Annotated in this window: 15 protein-coding genes and 1 pseudogene; 5 read left to right on the forward strand and 11 right to left on the reverse strand. The window is 48.7% G+C overall.

Annotated elements, in window-relative coordinates; translation table 11 throughout:
* Positions 1-547 precede the first annotated feature (547 nt).
* The gene (locus IEW74_RS13570) at positions 548-1,909 is read left to right on the forward strand and encodes a M23 family metallopeptidase (protein WP_188666157.1); all 1,362 of its coding nucleotides are present in this window, start codon (positions 548-550) and stop codon (positions 1,907-1,909) included.
* Here IEW74_RS13570 and IEW74_RS13575 read toward each other — a convergent pair.
* From IEW74_RS13575 to clpB, 3 genes are all read right to left on the reverse strand, one after another.
* Positions 1,892-2,257: a flagellar biosynthesis regulator FlaF gene (locus tag IEW74_RS13575; protein ID WP_188666159.1), complete on the reverse strand. Its 366-nt coding sequence runs from the start codon at positions 2,255-2,257 to the stop codon at positions 1,892-1,894. The genes IEW74_RS13570 and IEW74_RS13575 overlap by 18 nt on opposite strands.
* A 12-nt stretch (positions 2,258-2,269) precedes the next feature.
* Positions 2,270-3,031, reverse strand: a complete 762-nt coding sequence (locus tag IEW74_RS13580) for a flagellin (protein WP_188666161.1) — start codon at positions 3,029-3,031, stop codon at positions 2,270-2,272.
* A 79-nt stretch (positions 3,032-3,110) separates the two neighbouring features.
* On the reverse strand, positions 3,111-5,702 hold the full coding sequence (clpB, locus tag IEW74_RS13585) for an ATP-dependent chaperone ClpB (protein ID WP_188666163.1): 2,592 nt from the start codon (positions 5,700-5,702) through the stop codon (positions 3,111-3,113).
* 196 nt (positions 5,703-5,898) lie between these two features.
* On the opposite strand from clpB, the gene IEW74_RS13590 reads away from it, so the two are divergent.
* The 4 genes from IEW74_RS13590 to IEW74_RS13605 all read left to right on the forward strand — a co-directional run bounded on the left by IEW74_RS13590 (position 5,899) and on the right by IEW74_RS13605 (position 9,147).
* Positions 5,899-6,357 (forward strand): c-type cytochrome, encoded by a 459-nt coding sequence (locus IEW74_RS13590; protein WP_188666165.1) that lies wholly within the window; start codon positions 5,899-5,901, stop codon positions 6,355-6,357.
* A gap of 48 nt (positions 6,358-6,405) precedes the next feature.
* Positions 6,406-7,230: a c-type cytochrome gene (locus tag IEW74_RS13595; RefSeq protein ID WP_188666167.1), complete on the forward strand. Its 825-nt coding sequence runs from the start codon at positions 6,406-6,408 to the stop codon at positions 7,228-7,230.
* 2 nt (positions 7,231-7,232) lie between these two features.
* On the forward strand, positions 7,233-8,129 hold the full coding sequence (locus IEW74_RS13600) for a LysR family transcriptional regulator (protein WP_188666168.1): 897 nt from the start codon (positions 7,233-7,235) through the stop codon (positions 8,127-8,129).
* Positions 8,130-8,214: 85 nt separating this feature from the next.
* Positions 8,215-9,147: an AEC family transporter gene (locus IEW74_RS13605; protein ID WP_188666170.1), complete on the forward strand. Its 933-nt coding sequence runs from the start codon at positions 8,215-8,217 to the stop codon at positions 9,145-9,147.
* A 109-nt stretch (positions 9,148-9,256) separates the two neighbouring features.
* Here IEW74_RS13605 and IEW74_RS13610 read toward each other — a convergent pair whose 3' ends face one another.
* The 8 genes and pseudogenes from IEW74_RS13610 to IEW74_RS17660 form a co-directional block, all read right to left on the reverse strand.
* Positions 9,257-10,027 carry a DUF4167 domain-containing protein gene (locus IEW74_RS13610; RefSeq protein WP_188666172.1) on the reverse strand — a complete coding sequence of 257 codons (771 nt, stop codon included), beginning with the start codon at positions 10,025-10,027 and terminating at the stop codon, positions 9,257-9,259.
* Positions 10,028-10,235: 208 nt separating this feature from the next.
* Complete coding sequence (gene prmC, locus IEW74_RS13615; RefSeq protein WP_188666174.1) at positions 10,236-11,087, reverse strand: peptide chain release factor N(5)-glutamine methyltransferase; 852 nt, start codon at positions 11,085-11,087, stop codon at positions 10,236-10,238.
* Between the two features lie 15 nt (positions 11,088-11,102).
* A complete protein-coding gene (prfA, locus tag IEW74_RS13620; RefSeq protein WP_188666176.1) occupies positions 11,103-12,176 on the reverse strand; it encodes a peptide chain release factor 1 in 1,074 nt (357 codons plus the stop codon).
* Positions 12,177-12,185: 9 nt separating this feature from the next.
* Positions 12,186-13,448 (reverse strand): glutamyl-tRNA reductase, encoded by a 1,263-nt coding sequence (gene hemA / locus IEW74_RS13625; protein WP_188666178.1) that lies wholly within the window; start codon positions 13,446-13,448, stop codon positions 12,186-12,188.
* An 11-nt stretch (positions 13,449-13,459) separates the two neighbouring features.
* Positions 13,460-14,710 carry a histidine--tRNA ligase gene (gene hisS, locus IEW74_RS13630; protein WP_188666180.1) on the reverse strand — a complete coding sequence of 417 codons (1,251 nt, stop codon included), beginning with the start codon at positions 14,708-14,710 and terminating at the stop codon, positions 13,460-13,462.
* A 2-nt stretch (positions 14,711-14,712) separates the two neighbouring features.
* Entirely contained in the window at positions 14,713-15,819 is a 1,107-nt protein-coding gene (gene ispG / locus IEW74_RS13635; RefSeq protein ID WP_188666182.1) for a flavodoxin-dependent (E)-4-hydroxy-3-methylbut-2-enyl-diphosphate synthase, read from the reverse strand.
* 112 nt (positions 15,820-15,931) lie between these two features.
* Positions 15,932-16,864 (reverse strand): DUF4115 domain-containing protein, encoded by a 933-nt coding sequence (locus tag IEW74_RS13640; RefSeq protein ID WP_373283814.1) that lies wholly within the window; start codon positions 16,862-16,864, stop codon positions 15,932-15,934.
* A gap of 63 nt (positions 16,865-16,927) precedes the next feature.
* Positions 16,928-17,167: pseudogene (locus tag IEW74_RS17660) on the reverse strand (helix-turn-helix domain-containing protein); the annotation flags it as partial.
* Positions 17,168-17,221: the final 54 nt, after the last annotated feature.

Consider the following 17,221-nt stretch of genomic DNA (forward strand, 5'->3'; position numbering starts at 1 on the left):
ATCCTCTGTCTAAGCCCTTGTTTTGCCGAAGCTTTTTGAGAGCCCCTCCGAGGCAGCGCCCCGTTGGTGAAGCCGGGTTATAAAGACCTCAAACCACCCTGTAAACACCTTTTTTCAAAAAAAATGAAAAAACTAACTAATTTCACGTAAGTTATTGAATTTAAACAATATAATCTTTTGCACTAAAACCACTCCACACGGTGCAAGAATTAACAAAAGGTTACTTTTTACCGTATATCCCATATTCCCTCTCACATGACGCAGGAATCAGCCACCCGATGATATACAAATCGTCATATCTTTATTCTTCTATTGATAGAGATCATGGGCGCCGCTTTTTTTGTGGTTTAGAAACCCTTCCTTAATAAAGCCTCATTAGAATAAAACCCAAGGATTCAATGGATCGAATCCACTTGACAACTGAGCCTTGTACACTCATTGTCCTTGACTGTTTTGTGACACAAGGCCAATGACAGGGCTTTATATATAAAAGATAGACGACTGTCGGACGCCAATGACTAAACGATCACACAGGGGATTTCGAAACATGATACGCCGCCGCTTACCTTTGACGGCCATCATCTCTTCAAGCTTGATCGCAGGCGGGCTCTTTATGCTCGATCTGCCACAAAGCGAAGAGACACCGCAACTTCGCTTGCAGGCACCGGTTACTCAGACAGCCCACGTCGAAACACCGACAGTAACAGTCGGGTCCATCGCCAATGCCGCCATTCAGCAAACACCGACAAGTGAACCGCGCAAGCAACTTCCTGAAAGTTATGTGCGTACACTGGAAGTCGGTAGCGGTGATACGCTGATGAAGATTTTGCTGGAGGCAGGCATCAACCGTGGTGACGCCTATACAGCCATCGAAGCGTTGCGCGAAGAATACGACCCCCGTCGTTTGCGCCCGGGACAAAAGATCGAAGTGACCTTCCAGCCCGGCTTACATGAAGATATGCCGCACAGCTTTGAAGAAATGCGACTGAATACCGGTTTTAATCATAATGTATATGTCTCACGCGAAACCGGCGGCGTTTATAAAGCCCATGAAGAAGTCAAAGATCTGGTCACAACATTGCGCCATGCAGAAGGCACAATCGATTCCAGTCTTTATGTTGCCGCAACTGAGGCGGGCTTACCGGCTTCTCTTTTGATGGAGTTTATCTTTGCCTATTCCTTTGATGTCGATTTCCAACGTGACATTCAAAAAGGCGACCGTTTTCAGATTATGTATGAAGAAGTGGCCACAGAAGACGGTAAACATAAAAAAGTCGGCAATATTTTATTTGCCAGCCTGAACACTGGCGGTCGTGCCTTACCGATTTATCGCTATGAAGATAAAGAAGGTCGGGTTGCCTATTATGATGACCAAGGTAAAAGCGCCCAAAAAGCCCTGATGCGGACCCCGATCAATGGCGCACGTTTATCATCCGGTTTTGGCAAGCGGCGTCATCCGATCCTTGGATATTCCAAAATGCATACAGGGATTGATTTTGCGGCACCATCTGGCACACCGATTTTTGCAGCTGGTGACGGTGTGATCGATTATGCCGCACGCAAAGGCGGTTATGGTAAATACATTCGTATCCGTCATAATTCAGAATATCAGACCGCTTATGCCCATATGCGCGCTTTCAAAAAAGGCACGTATAAAGGTAAACGGGTGAAGCAGGGCGATATCATTGGTTATGTTGGTACGACTGGTCGTTCCACCGGGCCACACCTGCATTATGAGATCATCAAAAATGGTCGCAAAACCAATCCGTTGCGCGTTCGTATGCCCGCCGGGAAAAAACTGGCCGGTCAAGAACTGGATCGTTTCTTTGCGGTGAAAAGCAAGTTCGAAACAGAATATGCGAAACTGGCCCCGACAACTTCTATTGAACGTCTAGCCAGTGCCGAGTAGGCCCGAGGCAATCTGATAGTTCACATCAATAAGCCCCTGAAGCTTTTGCCGATGGGGCTTTTTTGCGGCTTCATAACATGTACGGTCCACATAAAGGCTGAGCGAGAGAAGATTGGCGCGGATATCCTCGTTCAAATGATGATCCGGTTCTTTCAAATCCGCCTGCACAATGGTCCAGAGCTTACGGGTATAATCCAAGGCTTCCATCAACAGGCGGCGATTGCCGTCAAATTCCTGTGCCTGTCTTAAAAGCTGAACGGCTTTCATAAAGGATTCGCCTTCCAGCGCACGCCCCTTCAAGCCGTTTTTATGGGTTTGGTTGTAAGCATCGTATCCGGTTTTAGTCATTAAAAGCTACGCTTAAAAAAGTCCAAGAAGCAGGCTTTCACCTTGCGCTAAAATCTTCTGCCCCTGAAACGACAAATCACTGCGCACTTGCGCCGCCAATGCTGTCGCGGCATCTTCATTCAGATCGGCATTCACCAGCTTATCGACACCATCTTGCAGAATATTGCTTAAATCATCGGTGAAGTTTTCACGCACATTCGAAATTGCAAGATCAACCGCGTAATCAGATTGCGTACTACGCACCTGAGAAACCGCACTGTTGAGCGAGGCAATCGCCGTGTCGATATCGTTGAATGTCGCAAACCCATTATAGTCGGCGTTCGCATCTCCGATATTCAGATCACTCACCGTATTGGATGCGATTAGGTTTTTACCCAGAAAAGTCGCATCCCCGACCAGATTGTTAATTTGATTTCGAACCTCGTTAAACTGATCGGAAAGTGCTTGGCGTTCCTGTGCAGATTCAGCCGATTTTGCAGCCAGTGCGATCCCTTCCAACTGTTTTGCGAATTTTTCAACCGTATCCAAACCCAGAACCGAGGTTTGGTAACCCCCTTGTTCCAGTTGAAGCGCGCCTTTCGCATTGCCCAGATCACTGACACGATCAATCAACGCCTTGGCACGAAAATAATCGGCAGGGTCGCCATTGGGCTGGCTAACACGCAAGCCTGTAGAAAGACGATTCGATCTTTCACGGCTGACTTCTGCAATATTTTGCGTATTGCGAATGTTACGGCTAAAAGCTGTGCTTAAAGAGCTGACGGGTTCGACCATCACTTCATCTTTCACTTAATTCGTACCATTAGAATAGCAGAATTAAACAAAAAACGTAAGTGATGGTCGTCACAGAGCCTTAAAGGTCGGCGGCACTGCGCCCATTTAAGGTCAGGCCTGCATCATCCGCCCCAATTTGTACGGTCGTTCCATCTTGAATACGTCCTTCCAGCATCAAAACAGCCAAAGGATTCTTCAAAGATTTTTGGATCACCCGTTTTAAAGGACGTGCCCCAAAGGCTGGATCATATCCGGCATTGGCCAACCAATGCAGGGCATCTTCGTCCAGTTCCAGTACGATTTTGCGATCACTCAGCAGGCTTTCCAAGCGTTTTAACTGAATGTCGACGATGCCCGCCATATGTTCGCGGAACAGACGGTGGAAGAGTATCACTTCATCCAATCGGTTATAAAATTCCGGTCGAAAAGAAGCGCGCACAATTTCCAGAACGTCCTCACGAATTTCGGAAGAATCATGTCCTTCTTCCTGTGCGGCCATAATTTCGGCCCCTAAATTCGATGTTAGGATAATCAGAGTATTTTTGAAATCGACTGTACGGCCCTGACCATCGGTCAAACGTCCCTCGTCCAACACTTGCAATAAAATGTTAAAGACATCGGGATGTGCCTTTTCAATCTCGTCAAACAGAACCAATTGATAGGGACGACGGCGCACGGCCTCGGTCAAGGCCCCGCCTTCTTCATATCCGACATAGCCCGGTGGTGCACCGATCAAACGGGCAACGGCATGTTTTTCCATATATTCAGACATATCAATACGCACCAGCGCATTTTCATCATCAAACATAAATTCTGCCAAGGCCTTGGTCAGTTCGGTTTTCCCAACCCCCGTTGGCCCGAGGAACAGGAACGACCCAATTGGTCGGTTCGGGTCCTGTAACCCGGCACGGGATCGTCGAACCGCATCAGCAACCGCTTGCAAGGCCTCGCGTTGACCAATCACACGTTTGGACAATTGGTCTTCCATCAGCACGAGTTTTTCACGTTCGCCCTGCAACAATTTATCCACTGGCACACCTGTCCAGCGCGACACGACCGAGGCAATATGTTCTTCACGCACCGCCTGTTCCATCGTACGTTCCTGCTGCGAACTTTCCGCAAGACGTAATTTTTCTTCCAACGCCGGAATCTCGCCATACAAAAGCTGCGAGGCTTTTTCCAGTTTGCCTTCCCGTTGGGCGATTTCAACATCAATGCGGGCCTGTTCCAGAAGCTCTTTCACTTTGGTTGCATCGGCCAGAGCCTCTTTTTCTTCACGCCATGCTTTTGTCAAAGTCCCGGATTTAATCTCAAGGTCTTCCAGTTCGGTGACTAAATCTTGCAGACGATCCTGTGAGGCCTGATCACTTTCTTTTTTCAGGGCTTCACGTTCAATTTTCAACTGGATAATACGGCGATCCAGCTCGTCAATTTCTTCCGGCTTGGAATCGACTTCCATACGCAGCCGCGAGGCAGCCTCATCCATCAAGTCAATCGCCTTATCCGGTAAGAAACGGTCCGTAATATAACGATTTGACAATGTTGCAGCCGCGACCAAGGCCGTATCGGTAATACGAACCCCGTGGTGTAATTCATATTTTTCCTTAATACCGCGCAAAATGGAAATACTGTCTTCCACCGTCGGTTCCGACACAAAGACAGGCTGGAACCGCCGGGCGAAAGCCGCGTCTTTTTCCACATATTTACGATATTCTGCCAAGGTCGTCGCACCGACACAGTGCAAATCGCCACGGGCCAAGGCCGGTTTCAACAGGTTGGATGCATCCATTGATCCTTCGGACGCACCAGCCCCAACCAAGGTGTGCATTTCATCAATAAACAGAATAATGTCACCATTGGCTGTGGCGACTTCTTCCAGAACTGCTTTTAAGCGTTCTTCAAATTCACCACGAAACTTGGCCCCGGCGACCAAAGCGCCAAGATCAAGAACCAACAGTTGTTTTTCCGCCAGACTTTCCGGCACATCGCCTTGCACAATACGGTTTGCCAAGCCTTCGACAATTGCGGTTTTCCCCACACCGGGTTCCCCGATCAAAACCGGGTTGTTTTTGGTCCGGCGCGACAAAACCTGAATGGCACGACGAATTTCTTCATCGCGTCCAATAACCGGGTCAAGCTTGCCGGCAGAAGCTGCCTCGGTCAAATTGCGGGCATATTTTTTCAAGGCATCGAAGTTATTTTCGGCATTGCGTGAGGTTGCTTTTCGCCCCTTTCGCATGGCATTGATGGCACCGTTGAGATTTTGCGGTGTCACACCTGCTTCTTTCAACGCATCACCACAAGGTGTCCCTGTGGCCAAGGCACAAGCAAGCAGCAACATATCGGTGGTGACAAACTCGTCACCCGCTTTGTCTGCGGCTTCTTCAGCTTGTTGTAACAGTTTGGCAATTTCACTGGACAGGTAAAGATTACCCGCCCCGCTGCCTTCGACCTTAGGGATGGCGCCCAAGGCCCGTTCAACTGCTTTTTTTGCGACTTTCGGTTTTCCGCCAGCGGCTTCAATCAGGCCAAAAGCGCCCCCTTCTTCATCATCAAGAAGAGCTTTGAGCAAATGCTCAGGTGTAAAACGCTGATGGTTCTCGCGCAAAGCTCCCTGCTGGGCAGCTTGCAGAAATCCTTGCGCACGTTCGGTATATTTTTCAATGTTCATGGTCTCAAACCTTTTAGGGTGATCGACAGCTTTCCAACCCGGCCCTTCTTAAGAAGCAACAACTTGTGGAAAACCTCTGTCGGTTTAAGTTCTTAAATAGAATATGTCTCAAGCGTTGCATTGCGCAAGGGATGTTTTTCTGGCAAAGTTTACGGCGAATTAGAATAATCTTAAAAATGCTTATACGAGGCTCAACATGTTTCACAAAACACTTGCACTCTGCACCATCGGCGCAACTTTTCTTGCCCTTTCAACCGCCTATGCACATGACGGGGCAACGGGTGTGATCAAAGAACGCATGGATCTGATGAAAATCATCGGGAAAAACACAAAGATGATTGCACCCATGGCAACAGGGGGCGCGGATTTGGATATGAAAGCGGTTGCCGCAGGTGCGACAGCAATTTCACAAGCTGCCAAACAAGTTGCGAGCAAGTTCCCTGAGGGTAGCCTTTCTGAAGAATCTGAAGCCAAACCAAATATCTGGACAGATTGGGCAAAATTCAGTGGCCTGATTGAAAGTCTCGCCGCAGATTCTGCTGTCCTTGCAATGTCCGCCTCCAAAGGTGATGAAAGTGCAATTTTACCAGCGTTTGGTAAAATGACCGGCAACTGTAAAACCTGTCATACTGAATTCCGTCAAAAGAAAAAATAAGGCATACTGCCTATCATATTTTAATCACGACCTATTCGGATAGACACGATGAAACGCACCGCCCTATTCCTGATTCTATTTTGCCTGCAGGCTTCCCCGCTTCATGCCGCCGGAGATGCAGAAAAAGGGAAATATATCCTGAATATGGGCGGCTGCATTTCCTGTCACCACACACCAAACCAAAAAGGTGCGGATTTAAGCGGCGGACTGGCCATTAAATCCCCCTTCGGCACTTTTTACGTACCGAATATCACACCAGAACCCGATGTCGGAATCGGTGGATGGAGTGATGAGGACTTCATTGCGGCAATGACGCAAGGCATATCCCCGGACGGATCACATTATTACCCAGCCTTTCCTTATACGTCTTATACCCAAATGACCCGACAGGACCTTTTGGACCTGAAGGCCTATCTGGATACGGTAGCACCTTCTAAAAATGTTGTACCCGAACACGACATCCCCTTCCCGTTTAATATGCGGTTTTTGATGATGGGATGGAAAATGATGTTCTTTGATGAAGGCACGTTTACCCCAAACCCCAATAAATCCGAGGTTTGGAACCGGGGGGCCTATATCGTCAATGGTCCAGCCCATTGCGGAGAATGTCACACGCCTCGCAATAGTTTGGGTGGCAGTGACACATCCAAAAAATTTCAAGGTAATCCAAACGGGCCGGATAAAGAAAAAATCCCCAACATCCGCCCGAAAGGATGGGAAGAGGGCGATTATCGAACCGCCTTGCGCATGGGGATGACACCGGATGGTGATTTCCTTGGCGGGTCTATGGGACATGTGATTGCAAAAACCACGTCAAAACTGACCAAAGATGATTTAAACGCCGTCATCACCTATCTTGTTGAATTTGAATAGCCATGTCGATCCGCGCCCTGAAAACGCTGATTGCCATTGATAAATATGGCAGTTTTGCGGCGGCATCTCAAAAACTGGGACTGACACAAGCCGCCGTCAGTTTGCAAATCAAAAAACTGGAAGATGAATTTCAAACCGAAATTTTTGATCGCAGTGGACATAAACCACGTTTAAACACCAAGGGTCAGGCATTATTAAAAGAAGCCCGTCAGATTGTCACACAATATGACCGTCTAAAAGGACTTCTTCATCAAGACGAATCGTTTAGCGGCCCCTTGATTATCGGATCCATCAACACGGTACAAGCCGCCCCTTTACCTATCGTCATTCGGGAAATTCAGGACACGCACCCCAACCTGCAAATCAGCATTAAAACCGGTTTATCTGCGGAATTGACACAGGCTGTTGAAGCTGGACAACTGGATTTTGCCATCACCACCGCCCCACAAATTATTTTACCGACAACAATGATATGGCGCCCTTATTTCGACGAACGTTTTTTTGTCCTCGCCCCGAAAGATTTTGCGGAAGAGACCCCCGCCGGTTTGTTGTCAAACCATCCTTATGTCTGTTTTGACCGACAAGCCTGGGCAGGGCAAATGGTTGAACAACGGCTCAAACAAGATGGCATTGTCACGCAGGATGGTATGGAACTCGACTCACTGGAGGCTACCATTAAAATGGCGCAGGCCTCGCTTGGCGTTGCGGTTGTTTCCTTACCCGATCATCGTGCCCAAAAACTGGCCCAATCCATGAAGGTCGTTCCTTTCAGCGATCCACCGCTTTATCGTAGTTTAGGATTGATGCATAAAAAGGAAAGCCCGTGGCACCACGTTATTGATGCTTTTTTCCATTCGCTACAGCATCATACCGCTGCACCAAACTTAAATTATTTTTAATAAACTCGTTAATTTTATAAACTTTTATTTAATCAAAAGTTCTCGTACTACTGGTCTCCCCCTTCTTTGTGATTTGAGGCCGAATATGCTCATCACCATCAATGCCCTTATGCCCATACTCAGCCTGATTGCCCTTGGGACATTTTTAAAGCGCACGAATTTTTTTGATCCTCACCTTTGGTCCGCGCTTGAAAAACTCAGCTATTATGTGCTGACCCCTATTTTGTTGGTTTATGTGCTTTCCAGTAAAAGTCTTGACCAAATGCCTTGGCAAGAAATTGCCTTGGCTGTTGATATCCCCATCCTTCTGGCCGCTTTTATTTTCTGGATCAGTCGTTATCTCGGCCCGAAGATCAGTGCGGAACGTTTTACATCGCTGTTTCAGGGCGGTGTGCGTTTCAATACATTTGTGGGTTTGGCAGTTGCTCAAGAACTATACGGCACACAAGGTCTTATTATCGGGGCACTCGGTGCCGGATTTATGATTGTGCTCATCAACCTGTTATGCGTGACCACCTTTTCTATTTCCTTAAATCGGGGTACCAATATCTTCAAAACCGTCATGTCACAGATCATCCAGAATCCCCTGATCATCGGATGTGTGATCGGCCTTCTGTTAAATTTTTCCGGTTTAAACATACCGACGGCCTTGTCCAAAACTTTGGAAGTCATTGGCCGGGCCAGCCTGCCTGTTGCCTTGATGACAGTCGGGGCCGCGTTACAATTTAAAGCCCTTTATAAAAACAAAGGTTTATCCTTTTTTGTCGGTATTATTCAATTCCTGTTTAAACCCGTCAGTACCGCTATTTGTTGTTACCTCCTCGGGCTTAACGGCATAATGGCCGCCACATTGATTTTATTTTTATCAACCCCCACCGCCCCGTCTTCCTATATTTTATCGCGTCAACTGGGCGGAGATCACGAAATCATGGCGACGATTATCACGCAACAGACCTTGTTCGCTTTCTTGTCCTTGCCCGTTACCATCTGGCTCTTGCAATATTTCATTCCCCAATAAAAAAAACGCCCGATCAAAAGACCGGGCGTTTTTATCTGTAGAAGCTGCAAAATATTAATCTTACGCAAATACGTCGTCGTAATCTATTTCAGATTACTCGGGATTTGCTCTAGCTGGCTTCTTTTTCCGTATCCGTAGAAGCGTCCGCATCATCGGCTTTTTTACGGCGTGTGCGGGTGGTTTTCGGTGCATCGGATTTTGCCGTTGGCGTTTTACGGGTCGTTGTTCGACGCGTTGCCGTACGGCGTTTCGGTTTTTCTTCAGCCTCAGCAGCCGGTTCATCTTCGTTAGATTGACTGTCCATATCAACCGGACGTGCCAGAAAATCAGGAACCGCGTTGTTACCGCCCCCTAATTTGGGCTTGTCGTCTTCCACTTTTTTACGTGTTGTGGTGCGACGGGTCGGTGCACGGCGTTTCGGTTTTTCTTCTGCCGGCTTTTCCGCCTCATCAGCCGAAACATTACTATCTTCTATATCGACTTTAACGGATTTTGTGACGCGTTCAGCAACATCTTTTGTGTCGTCATTGCCATCATCTTCATCCGTTTGAACATCATCATCGGCACCTTGCGCCTCAAAGTTTTCATCCTGTTCCGGTTTCGGCTTGGGCGCATATAAGGCTGCAATGCGACCGTAATGGTCCGCATGTTGGAAAAGACTTTCCGCCAAAACACGATCACCGGCAGAAATGGCGTCTTTTGCCAATTGCAGGTATTTTTCAAAAACCTGTTTGGCTGTCCCGCGAATACGTCCCTGAGGACCATTACTGTCGTAATTCTGGTTACGGTTGCCACCATGATTGTGACGGCGATTGTTGTTATGGGTATGGCCCCGGCCACGCCCACGACGATTGGTTTGATTATTGGAACCTTGTCTCATGGATCCTGATATATAAAAAGAGATAACCCATTTCCAAAACAAGGTGGATACACCTACATCTGCTCTTCTTAGGAGCGCGACGATATTGTTTTGGAAGTCTTTGCTAAATGACGGAATACCAAGAGCCGACAGTTTCCCCGAGCGGCTTTCCAATGTGTCCGTTACAACCCCCAACCTATAGAGGTTTCAGTTGTTTTCCAAGCCTTTTTTAAAGTTTTTTACGAATTATTACACATCGCTCTATCCCAGACAGGTCTTTTGGTCTTTCCAAAACACACAAACCGGCATTTTCCATCAATTCAGAAACTGCATCCCCTTGATTTATACCAATTTCCAGAACGGCCAATCCATCCTCACGCAACACGTCAACCAAGGCCAAGGCCAATTTGCGATAATCATCCAAACCATCCGGTCCTGCAAATAAAGCACTGTCCGGTTCAAATTGCACGACTTCCGGCGCTAACATCTCTTTGTCACTCAGCGCGATATAGGGAGGATTGGATAAAATCAGGTCAAATTTTTCAGAAATACCCGCCCCCCAATTCCCAAGCTGGAAATCACTGTGTGTTTCCAGTCCCAGATTTCGGGCATTTTCTTTCGCCACCTCAAGGGCAGCCGGGCTGATATCCACACCAAGACCACTTGCCTGTTGATATTCAGACAGGACACTCAACAACAAACACCCCGTCCCGGTTCCCAAATCCAGAACACGCAAATTTCGCATCATATCCGGGATGTGATGCAAAACTGCTTCGATCAGGGTTTCACTATCAGGACGCGGGGTCAGTGTATCTTTCGTTACTTTAAACGGCAAACTCCAGAATTCCCGCTCCCCTAAAATATGGGACATGGGTTCCCGGCCTTCCCGGCGTTTGATCAAAGCCTCCAGACAATCCATATCGTCTTGGGAAATATCGCGTTCCGGATAACCGATCAGGATTTGCGTTTCCACCCCAAGCACATGACACAATAAAAGCCGGGCTTCAAAGCGGGCATTTTCAATTCCGACTTTTTCAAACCGGTTACAAACCATCTGTATCGCATAGGCAATCGTGGTCATAATCACCGACCTGCTTTATGAAAGTTCCGCCAATTTCTGTGCCTGATCTTCGGCAATCAAGGCATCAATCACTTCATCCAGATCCCCTTGTAAAACTTCATCCAATCGATAAAGCGTCAGGTTAATCCGATGATCAGAAACACGGCCTTGCGGGAAGTTATAGGTGCGAATGCGTTCAGACCTGTCCCCGGACCCTACTTGGTTTTTACGATCCGCAGCCCGTTCCGCATCCAGTTGCTGGCGTTCATGGTCATACAATTTTGCCCGCATCATTTTCATCGCCTGTTCCTTGTTTTTGTGCTGGGACTTGTTGTCCTGACACTGTGTCACAAGGCCGGTCGGAATATGGGTAATCCGTACCGCAGAATCGGTTGTGTTGACGTGCTGCCCGCCTGCCCCTTGGGACCGATAGGTATCAATGCGCAAATCTTTTGCTTCCACCTTGATATCCACATCTTCGGCTTCGGGTAAAACGGCAACTGTGGCGGCAGAAGTATGAATGCGCCCACCGCTTTCTGTTGCGGGGACACGCTGCACACGATGCACGCCAGACTCATATTTAAACCGGGCAAATACGTTTTTCCCGGTAATATTGACCGAGACTTCTTTAAAACCACCGATACCGATTTCGTTGACATCCAACAATTCAAATTTCCAGCCCATGCGTTCGGCGTAACGCTGATACATGCGGTAAAGGTCTGCAGCAAAAAGCGCGGCTTCATCCCCGCCCGTTCCGGCACGAATTTCAAGAATGGCGTTCTTTTCATCGGCTTCGTCTTTGGGCAGCAACATTAATTGAACATCGCGCTCCAGTTCCGGTACGCGTTTTTTCAAATCGTGATATTCGGCTTCTGCCAGCTCTTTCATATCCGCATCACAATCCGGGTCTGCCAGCATCTGTTCACATTCCGCCATTTCGCCCTGAGCATTGCGCAAGGCATTCACCACTTCCACAACAGGTGTCAGTTCGGCATATTCCTTGGACATTTTTGTAAATTCAGACGCATTCAAAGACGAGGCATCCGACATTAACGCCGCAAGTTCCTCATGCCGGTTGACAACCTGGCTTAGCGCTTCCTGAAAACTCATTTTCTACCTTCAATCTTTCTTGAGGAAAAGTCGTTCGACAAGATCGCTTGCCGCTTCCCACTCTTTCTTTTTCTTAACAGCGGCGAGTGCGCGCAGTTCCTCGCTTGGTGTATGGAGCAAGCGGTTAATTAACAAACGGGTGGCCTTATCCGCATCATTTGCGTGCAAAGCCAAAACAGCCTGACGTTCTGTTTCAAATCGATCCCGCAAAGAACTAACCAAGGGGACAGCTGTGCGTTCTTCCTTGCCCCGGAAGAAATCATGCAAATCCTTGTCCAAAATAGCAGAGGCCGCGCGCGCTTCGGCTTCGCGCGAGGCACGGCCTTCCATCGCCACACGTTCCAGATCGTGAAGGTCATATAAAAACGCACCGTCCACGTCATTCACCGCCGGATCCACATCACCGGGAATACCCGTATCAATCAGGAAAATCGGTTTATTTTTTCGAACCTGTAAAGCCTTGGCAACCATATCAGCACTGACCACCCGGGTCCGTTTATTCATCGAGGTGACAATAATATCGGCCTCACACGCCAAACGGTTTCGGTTGTCAAAGTCATCAAAATGACAGGACAAATGACGCGCGATCCGTTGAGCCCGTCCCGCAAAGGAATGGATGCAGGTAAAATCGCTTAAACCCGCCTCAATCAGGTTTTGTGCGGTTAATTCCCCCATATCGCCCGCCCCGATTAACAGACCCCGGCAACGGCTCAGATCCCCATGCAATTCCTTGGCGATTTGAACGCCAACCGATGCAATGGAAACCGGGCGTTCGCCCACGGCGGTTTCTGTACGCACCCGTTTTGCCGTTCCATAAGCGGCTTGAAAAATACGTTCCAGTTCCGCACCGACACTGCCGGCTTCCACCGCCAGACGATGGGCATCTTTCACCTGCGCAACGACTTGGGGCTCCCCCACCATCAAACTATCAAGCGAGGCGGCAACCCGAAAGATATGGCGAACGGCCTCTTCGCCTTCATGCACGTACAACTGGCTTGCAATGGTATGGCTATCCAATTCGGCGCGTTCTGCCAAACGGGCAACGATCAGTTCGTGCGCACGGGCCGGATTATGATCAACGCAATGGACTTCCACCCGGTCACAGGTAGACACCACAAGGCATTGTTCCACCCCGTCATCTTTCAACTTATCCAGAAAGGGAATGACTTCCGGCTCGTCCAGAAACAGACGATCACGCAAAGCAAGGGAGCTGGAACGATGGTTCGCCCCAATCACCAAAACTTTCGCATCACTTGAAAACAGACCAGCCATCGGATTTTCAATTACCCTTTTGCACGTTCAATCAAAGCAGGCAGTCCATCCACAGAAACCTGAACCTGATCACCTGTGTTCAAATCGCGGAACATCACCTCGCCTTCGTTACATTCCGACATCCCCACGATGATTGCAACAAAAGCATTCAGTTTATTCGCTTTATTCAAACGTTTCTTGAAATTTCCGCTGTAACCCTGTTCAACAATATAACCTTCTTGGCGCAAACGATTGGCGACCAGAAAGGCCTCGTCCTGATGATCATTTGCGGCCGGGATCACCATGATCGGGCGCGGTAGTTTCACCTTGTCTTCGCCCAGCATCAAGGCGAGACGTTCCACACCGGATGCCCATCCCACACCGGGAACCTGCGGCCCGCCCATCATTTTAATCAGGCCATCGTAACGCCCGCCTGCCAAGACCGTACCCTGTGCCCCCAATGTATTGGTCGTAAATTCAAAGGCCGTGTGACAATAATAATCCAGACCGCGCACCAGACGCGGATTTTCCACATATGGTACGCCCAGCATATCCAGCCCACGTTTCACTTCGTCATAAAAAGCCTGAGACGTTTCGTTCAGACATTCCCCCAACAATGGGGCATCTTTCACAATTTCCCGATCGCCTTCATCTTTGGAATCGAGAATACGTAACGGATTGGTGACCAGACGTTTTTTGCTGTCTTCGGATAATCTATCTTCAAACGGGCTGAGATAAGCCACCAGCTTTTCACGGTACGCATTACGGCTTTCGCTATCCCCCAGACTGTTCAGTTCCAGTGTCACCACATCTGCGAACCCCAATTCTTTCAGGAAATGATATCCGGCAGCGACCACTTCAATATCGGCTTGCGGGCTATCGACGCCGATCAGCTCAATCCCGACCTGGTGGAACTGACGTTGGCGCCCCTTTTGCGGACGTTCATAACGAAACATCGGGCCGTAATAAAAATGTTTAACCGGCGTTTCCTGCTGCAATCCGTTAGAAATGAACGAACGGCAAATCCCCGCTGTCCCTTCGGGGCGAAGTGTAATCTGGTCATCGCCTTTGGTCACAAAAGAAAACATTTCCTTGGTCACGACATCCGATGTCTCACCCAGCGTGCGTGAAAAGACTTCGGAAAATTCAAAAATCGGTGTGATGACCTCGTTAAAACCATAACGTTCACAGATCGAGCGCGCGGTTTCGCTCACATGACGGTGCAAAGCGCGCTCTTTGGGAAGGAGATCGTAAGTGCCTTTAACAGGTTGTAATCCAGCCATGATTATTCTTCTTTCTGTGCTTCGATTTGTGCAGCTTTTTGTTCAACCAACTGCACGATATGGTCAATCATTTCTTCGCTTGAGGTATTGTGATCAGGAACGCCACCAACATAAACCTTGTGACTTCCACCCCCGCCCCCGGTCAAACCGATATCGGTTTCACGCGCTTCACCGGGGCCATTTACCACGCACCCAATGATAGACAACGTCAAAGGTGTGCGAATATGTTGCAAACGTTCTTCCACAGCCGCGACCGTTTTTACCACATCAAAGCCCTGACGGGCACAGGATGGGCAGGAAACGACCCTGACCCCACGGGTACGTAAACCCAACGATTTTAAAATATGGTAACCGACTTTAACTTCTTCTACCGGGTCGGCAGACAGCGACACACGCAACGTATCGCCAATACCGGCCCATAACAGATTGCCAATCCCGATAGAAGATAAAACCGTTCCGGCCTGCAATCCACCGGCCTCTGTAATCCCGAGATGCAAGGGATAATCACAGGCTTCCGCCAACCCTTGATAAGCTGCCACACCCAAAAAGGCATCGGATGCTTTCACGCTGATTTTAAATTCAAAGAAATCATTGTCTTCCAGAATACGCGCATGGTTCAGCGCACTTTCCACCATCGCTTCGGGGCAAGGTTCGCCATATTTTTCCAGCAGGTCTTTTTCCAATGATCCGGCATTCACACCGATGCGCATGGAACAGCCATGATCTTTTGCCGCCCTGACCACTTCGCGCACACGCGCCGCAGACCCAATATTGCCCGGATTGATCCGCAGGCAGGCCGCACCGGCCTCTGCTGCCTCGATCCCGCGTTTATAATGGAAATGGATATCGGCAACGATCGGTACATTGACCTGTTTGATGATATCTTTCAGCGCGGCTGAGGAGGCTTCATCAGGCACCGAAATACGCACAATATCGGCACCGGCCTCTTCCATTGCCAGAACCTGACGAACCGTTGCATCCACGTCCGTGGTCAATGTATTGGTCATTGATTGCACCGAAATCGGCGCATCGCCACCAACCAACACATCACCGACACGGATTTGACGGGATTTTCGACGGATGATATCTCTATAAGGGCGCACGGACATAGCGATCAAAGCTCATCACAATTAAACAGAATGCGCCTTATAGCTTATATTTTAGGCTAAAAAAAGGACTGATATGTCTTGTCGGTATGCAAACAGGCCAACGGGGAAAGGTTTAGCTTTCCACGGCCTTCCCCGCCAATAATTTTTCAGGGTTGATCAGGACTTTACGGCGGACTTCACCGGCTTCACCAATCGAGGGGACTTTCGTACCGTCCACATAGATTTCAAGGCCACCGGCATTCCCTGTGCGCAGGATCAAACCTTGTGTTTGCGGGATTTGATATTCTTCACCTTCGTTTAAAACCTGCGTATGGATCACGTTGCCATCCGCATCTGTGACTTGAATCCACGAATAATCAACCGCTTTCAACATCACCTTTTCAGTCATAACTTGTGGCTCAGCGGGCGCTTCATTTTCAACGACAGGGGTCACAGGGGTCGAGGTTTCTTCTGTTTTTTCCTCAGTCGCTGCTGCGGGTTCTTCCGTCTCAACCGCCGGGGTGGTCAGCGTTTCAGCATCAGCCGGAACCGCAGCGACAGTCTCTTCAACTTTTTCTTCTACCGCTTCCACCGCTTTTTCCGCTGTTTCTTCAACAGTGTTTTGCGGGACCGCTTGCACTTGTTCCGCTTGTTCTTGCGTAACAGCCTCGTCATTGGCTTTTTTATTTAGTTTGACGGTTTCAACACCCTGTTCCTGTTTCTTGGTTTCCGCCTTTGCTTTTTCCAAAGACTCCATCGCCTTTTGTGCCATATCCTGCGCGTCAGTTTCACTGACCTGCTCATTGGATACAGAAGGCGCTTGCTCCGGTGTTGTCGGTTCTTGTGCTGTTTCTACCGGTGCGGGGGTTTCTTCTTGCTGACCATTTTTAACACGGTCCATCATTTCAGAAAACTTTGCCGGCAGATCAGGCACCAATTCCGCAACACTGCGATCTTGCGAGGATAAAAAATACCATCCCCCGTAAGCCGCCGCCAAGACAACCAGACCAATCATAATAATGGCACCGCCCGGTACGGACTGTTCCGTTACCGGAGAGGGGAACATCAATTCGGAACGCCCTTCCAGACCGTCAACTTCCTGCTTGAAACGTTTGACGACCTCGTTTGAATCAAGGCCTAAATGTTCCGCATAGGCACGAACAAACCCGATGACATAGGTTTTGCCCGGCAATTCGTCGTAGCGTCCCCCTTCGATCGCTTCCAGATAAATGTAGCGAATTCGCAAGACTTGGGAAATAACCTGCAGATCCTGACCAGCACGTTCGCGCGTCGTTTTCAGTAATTCACTGACGCCCGGCCCCGTAAATGCTGGCTCCTGTTGTGCATTACGCCCTTTATTTCTCATCATGGCTCCTCAAGTCCCAGACCGATTGAAGCTTACACTATATGCGCTTTTTGTTAA

Origin of the sequence: Terasakiella brassicae (genome assembly GCF_014641495.1) — a bacterium.
GTDB lineage: Bacteria > Pseudomonadota > Alphaproteobacteria > Rhodospirillales > Terasakiellaceae > Terasakiella > Terasakiella brassicae.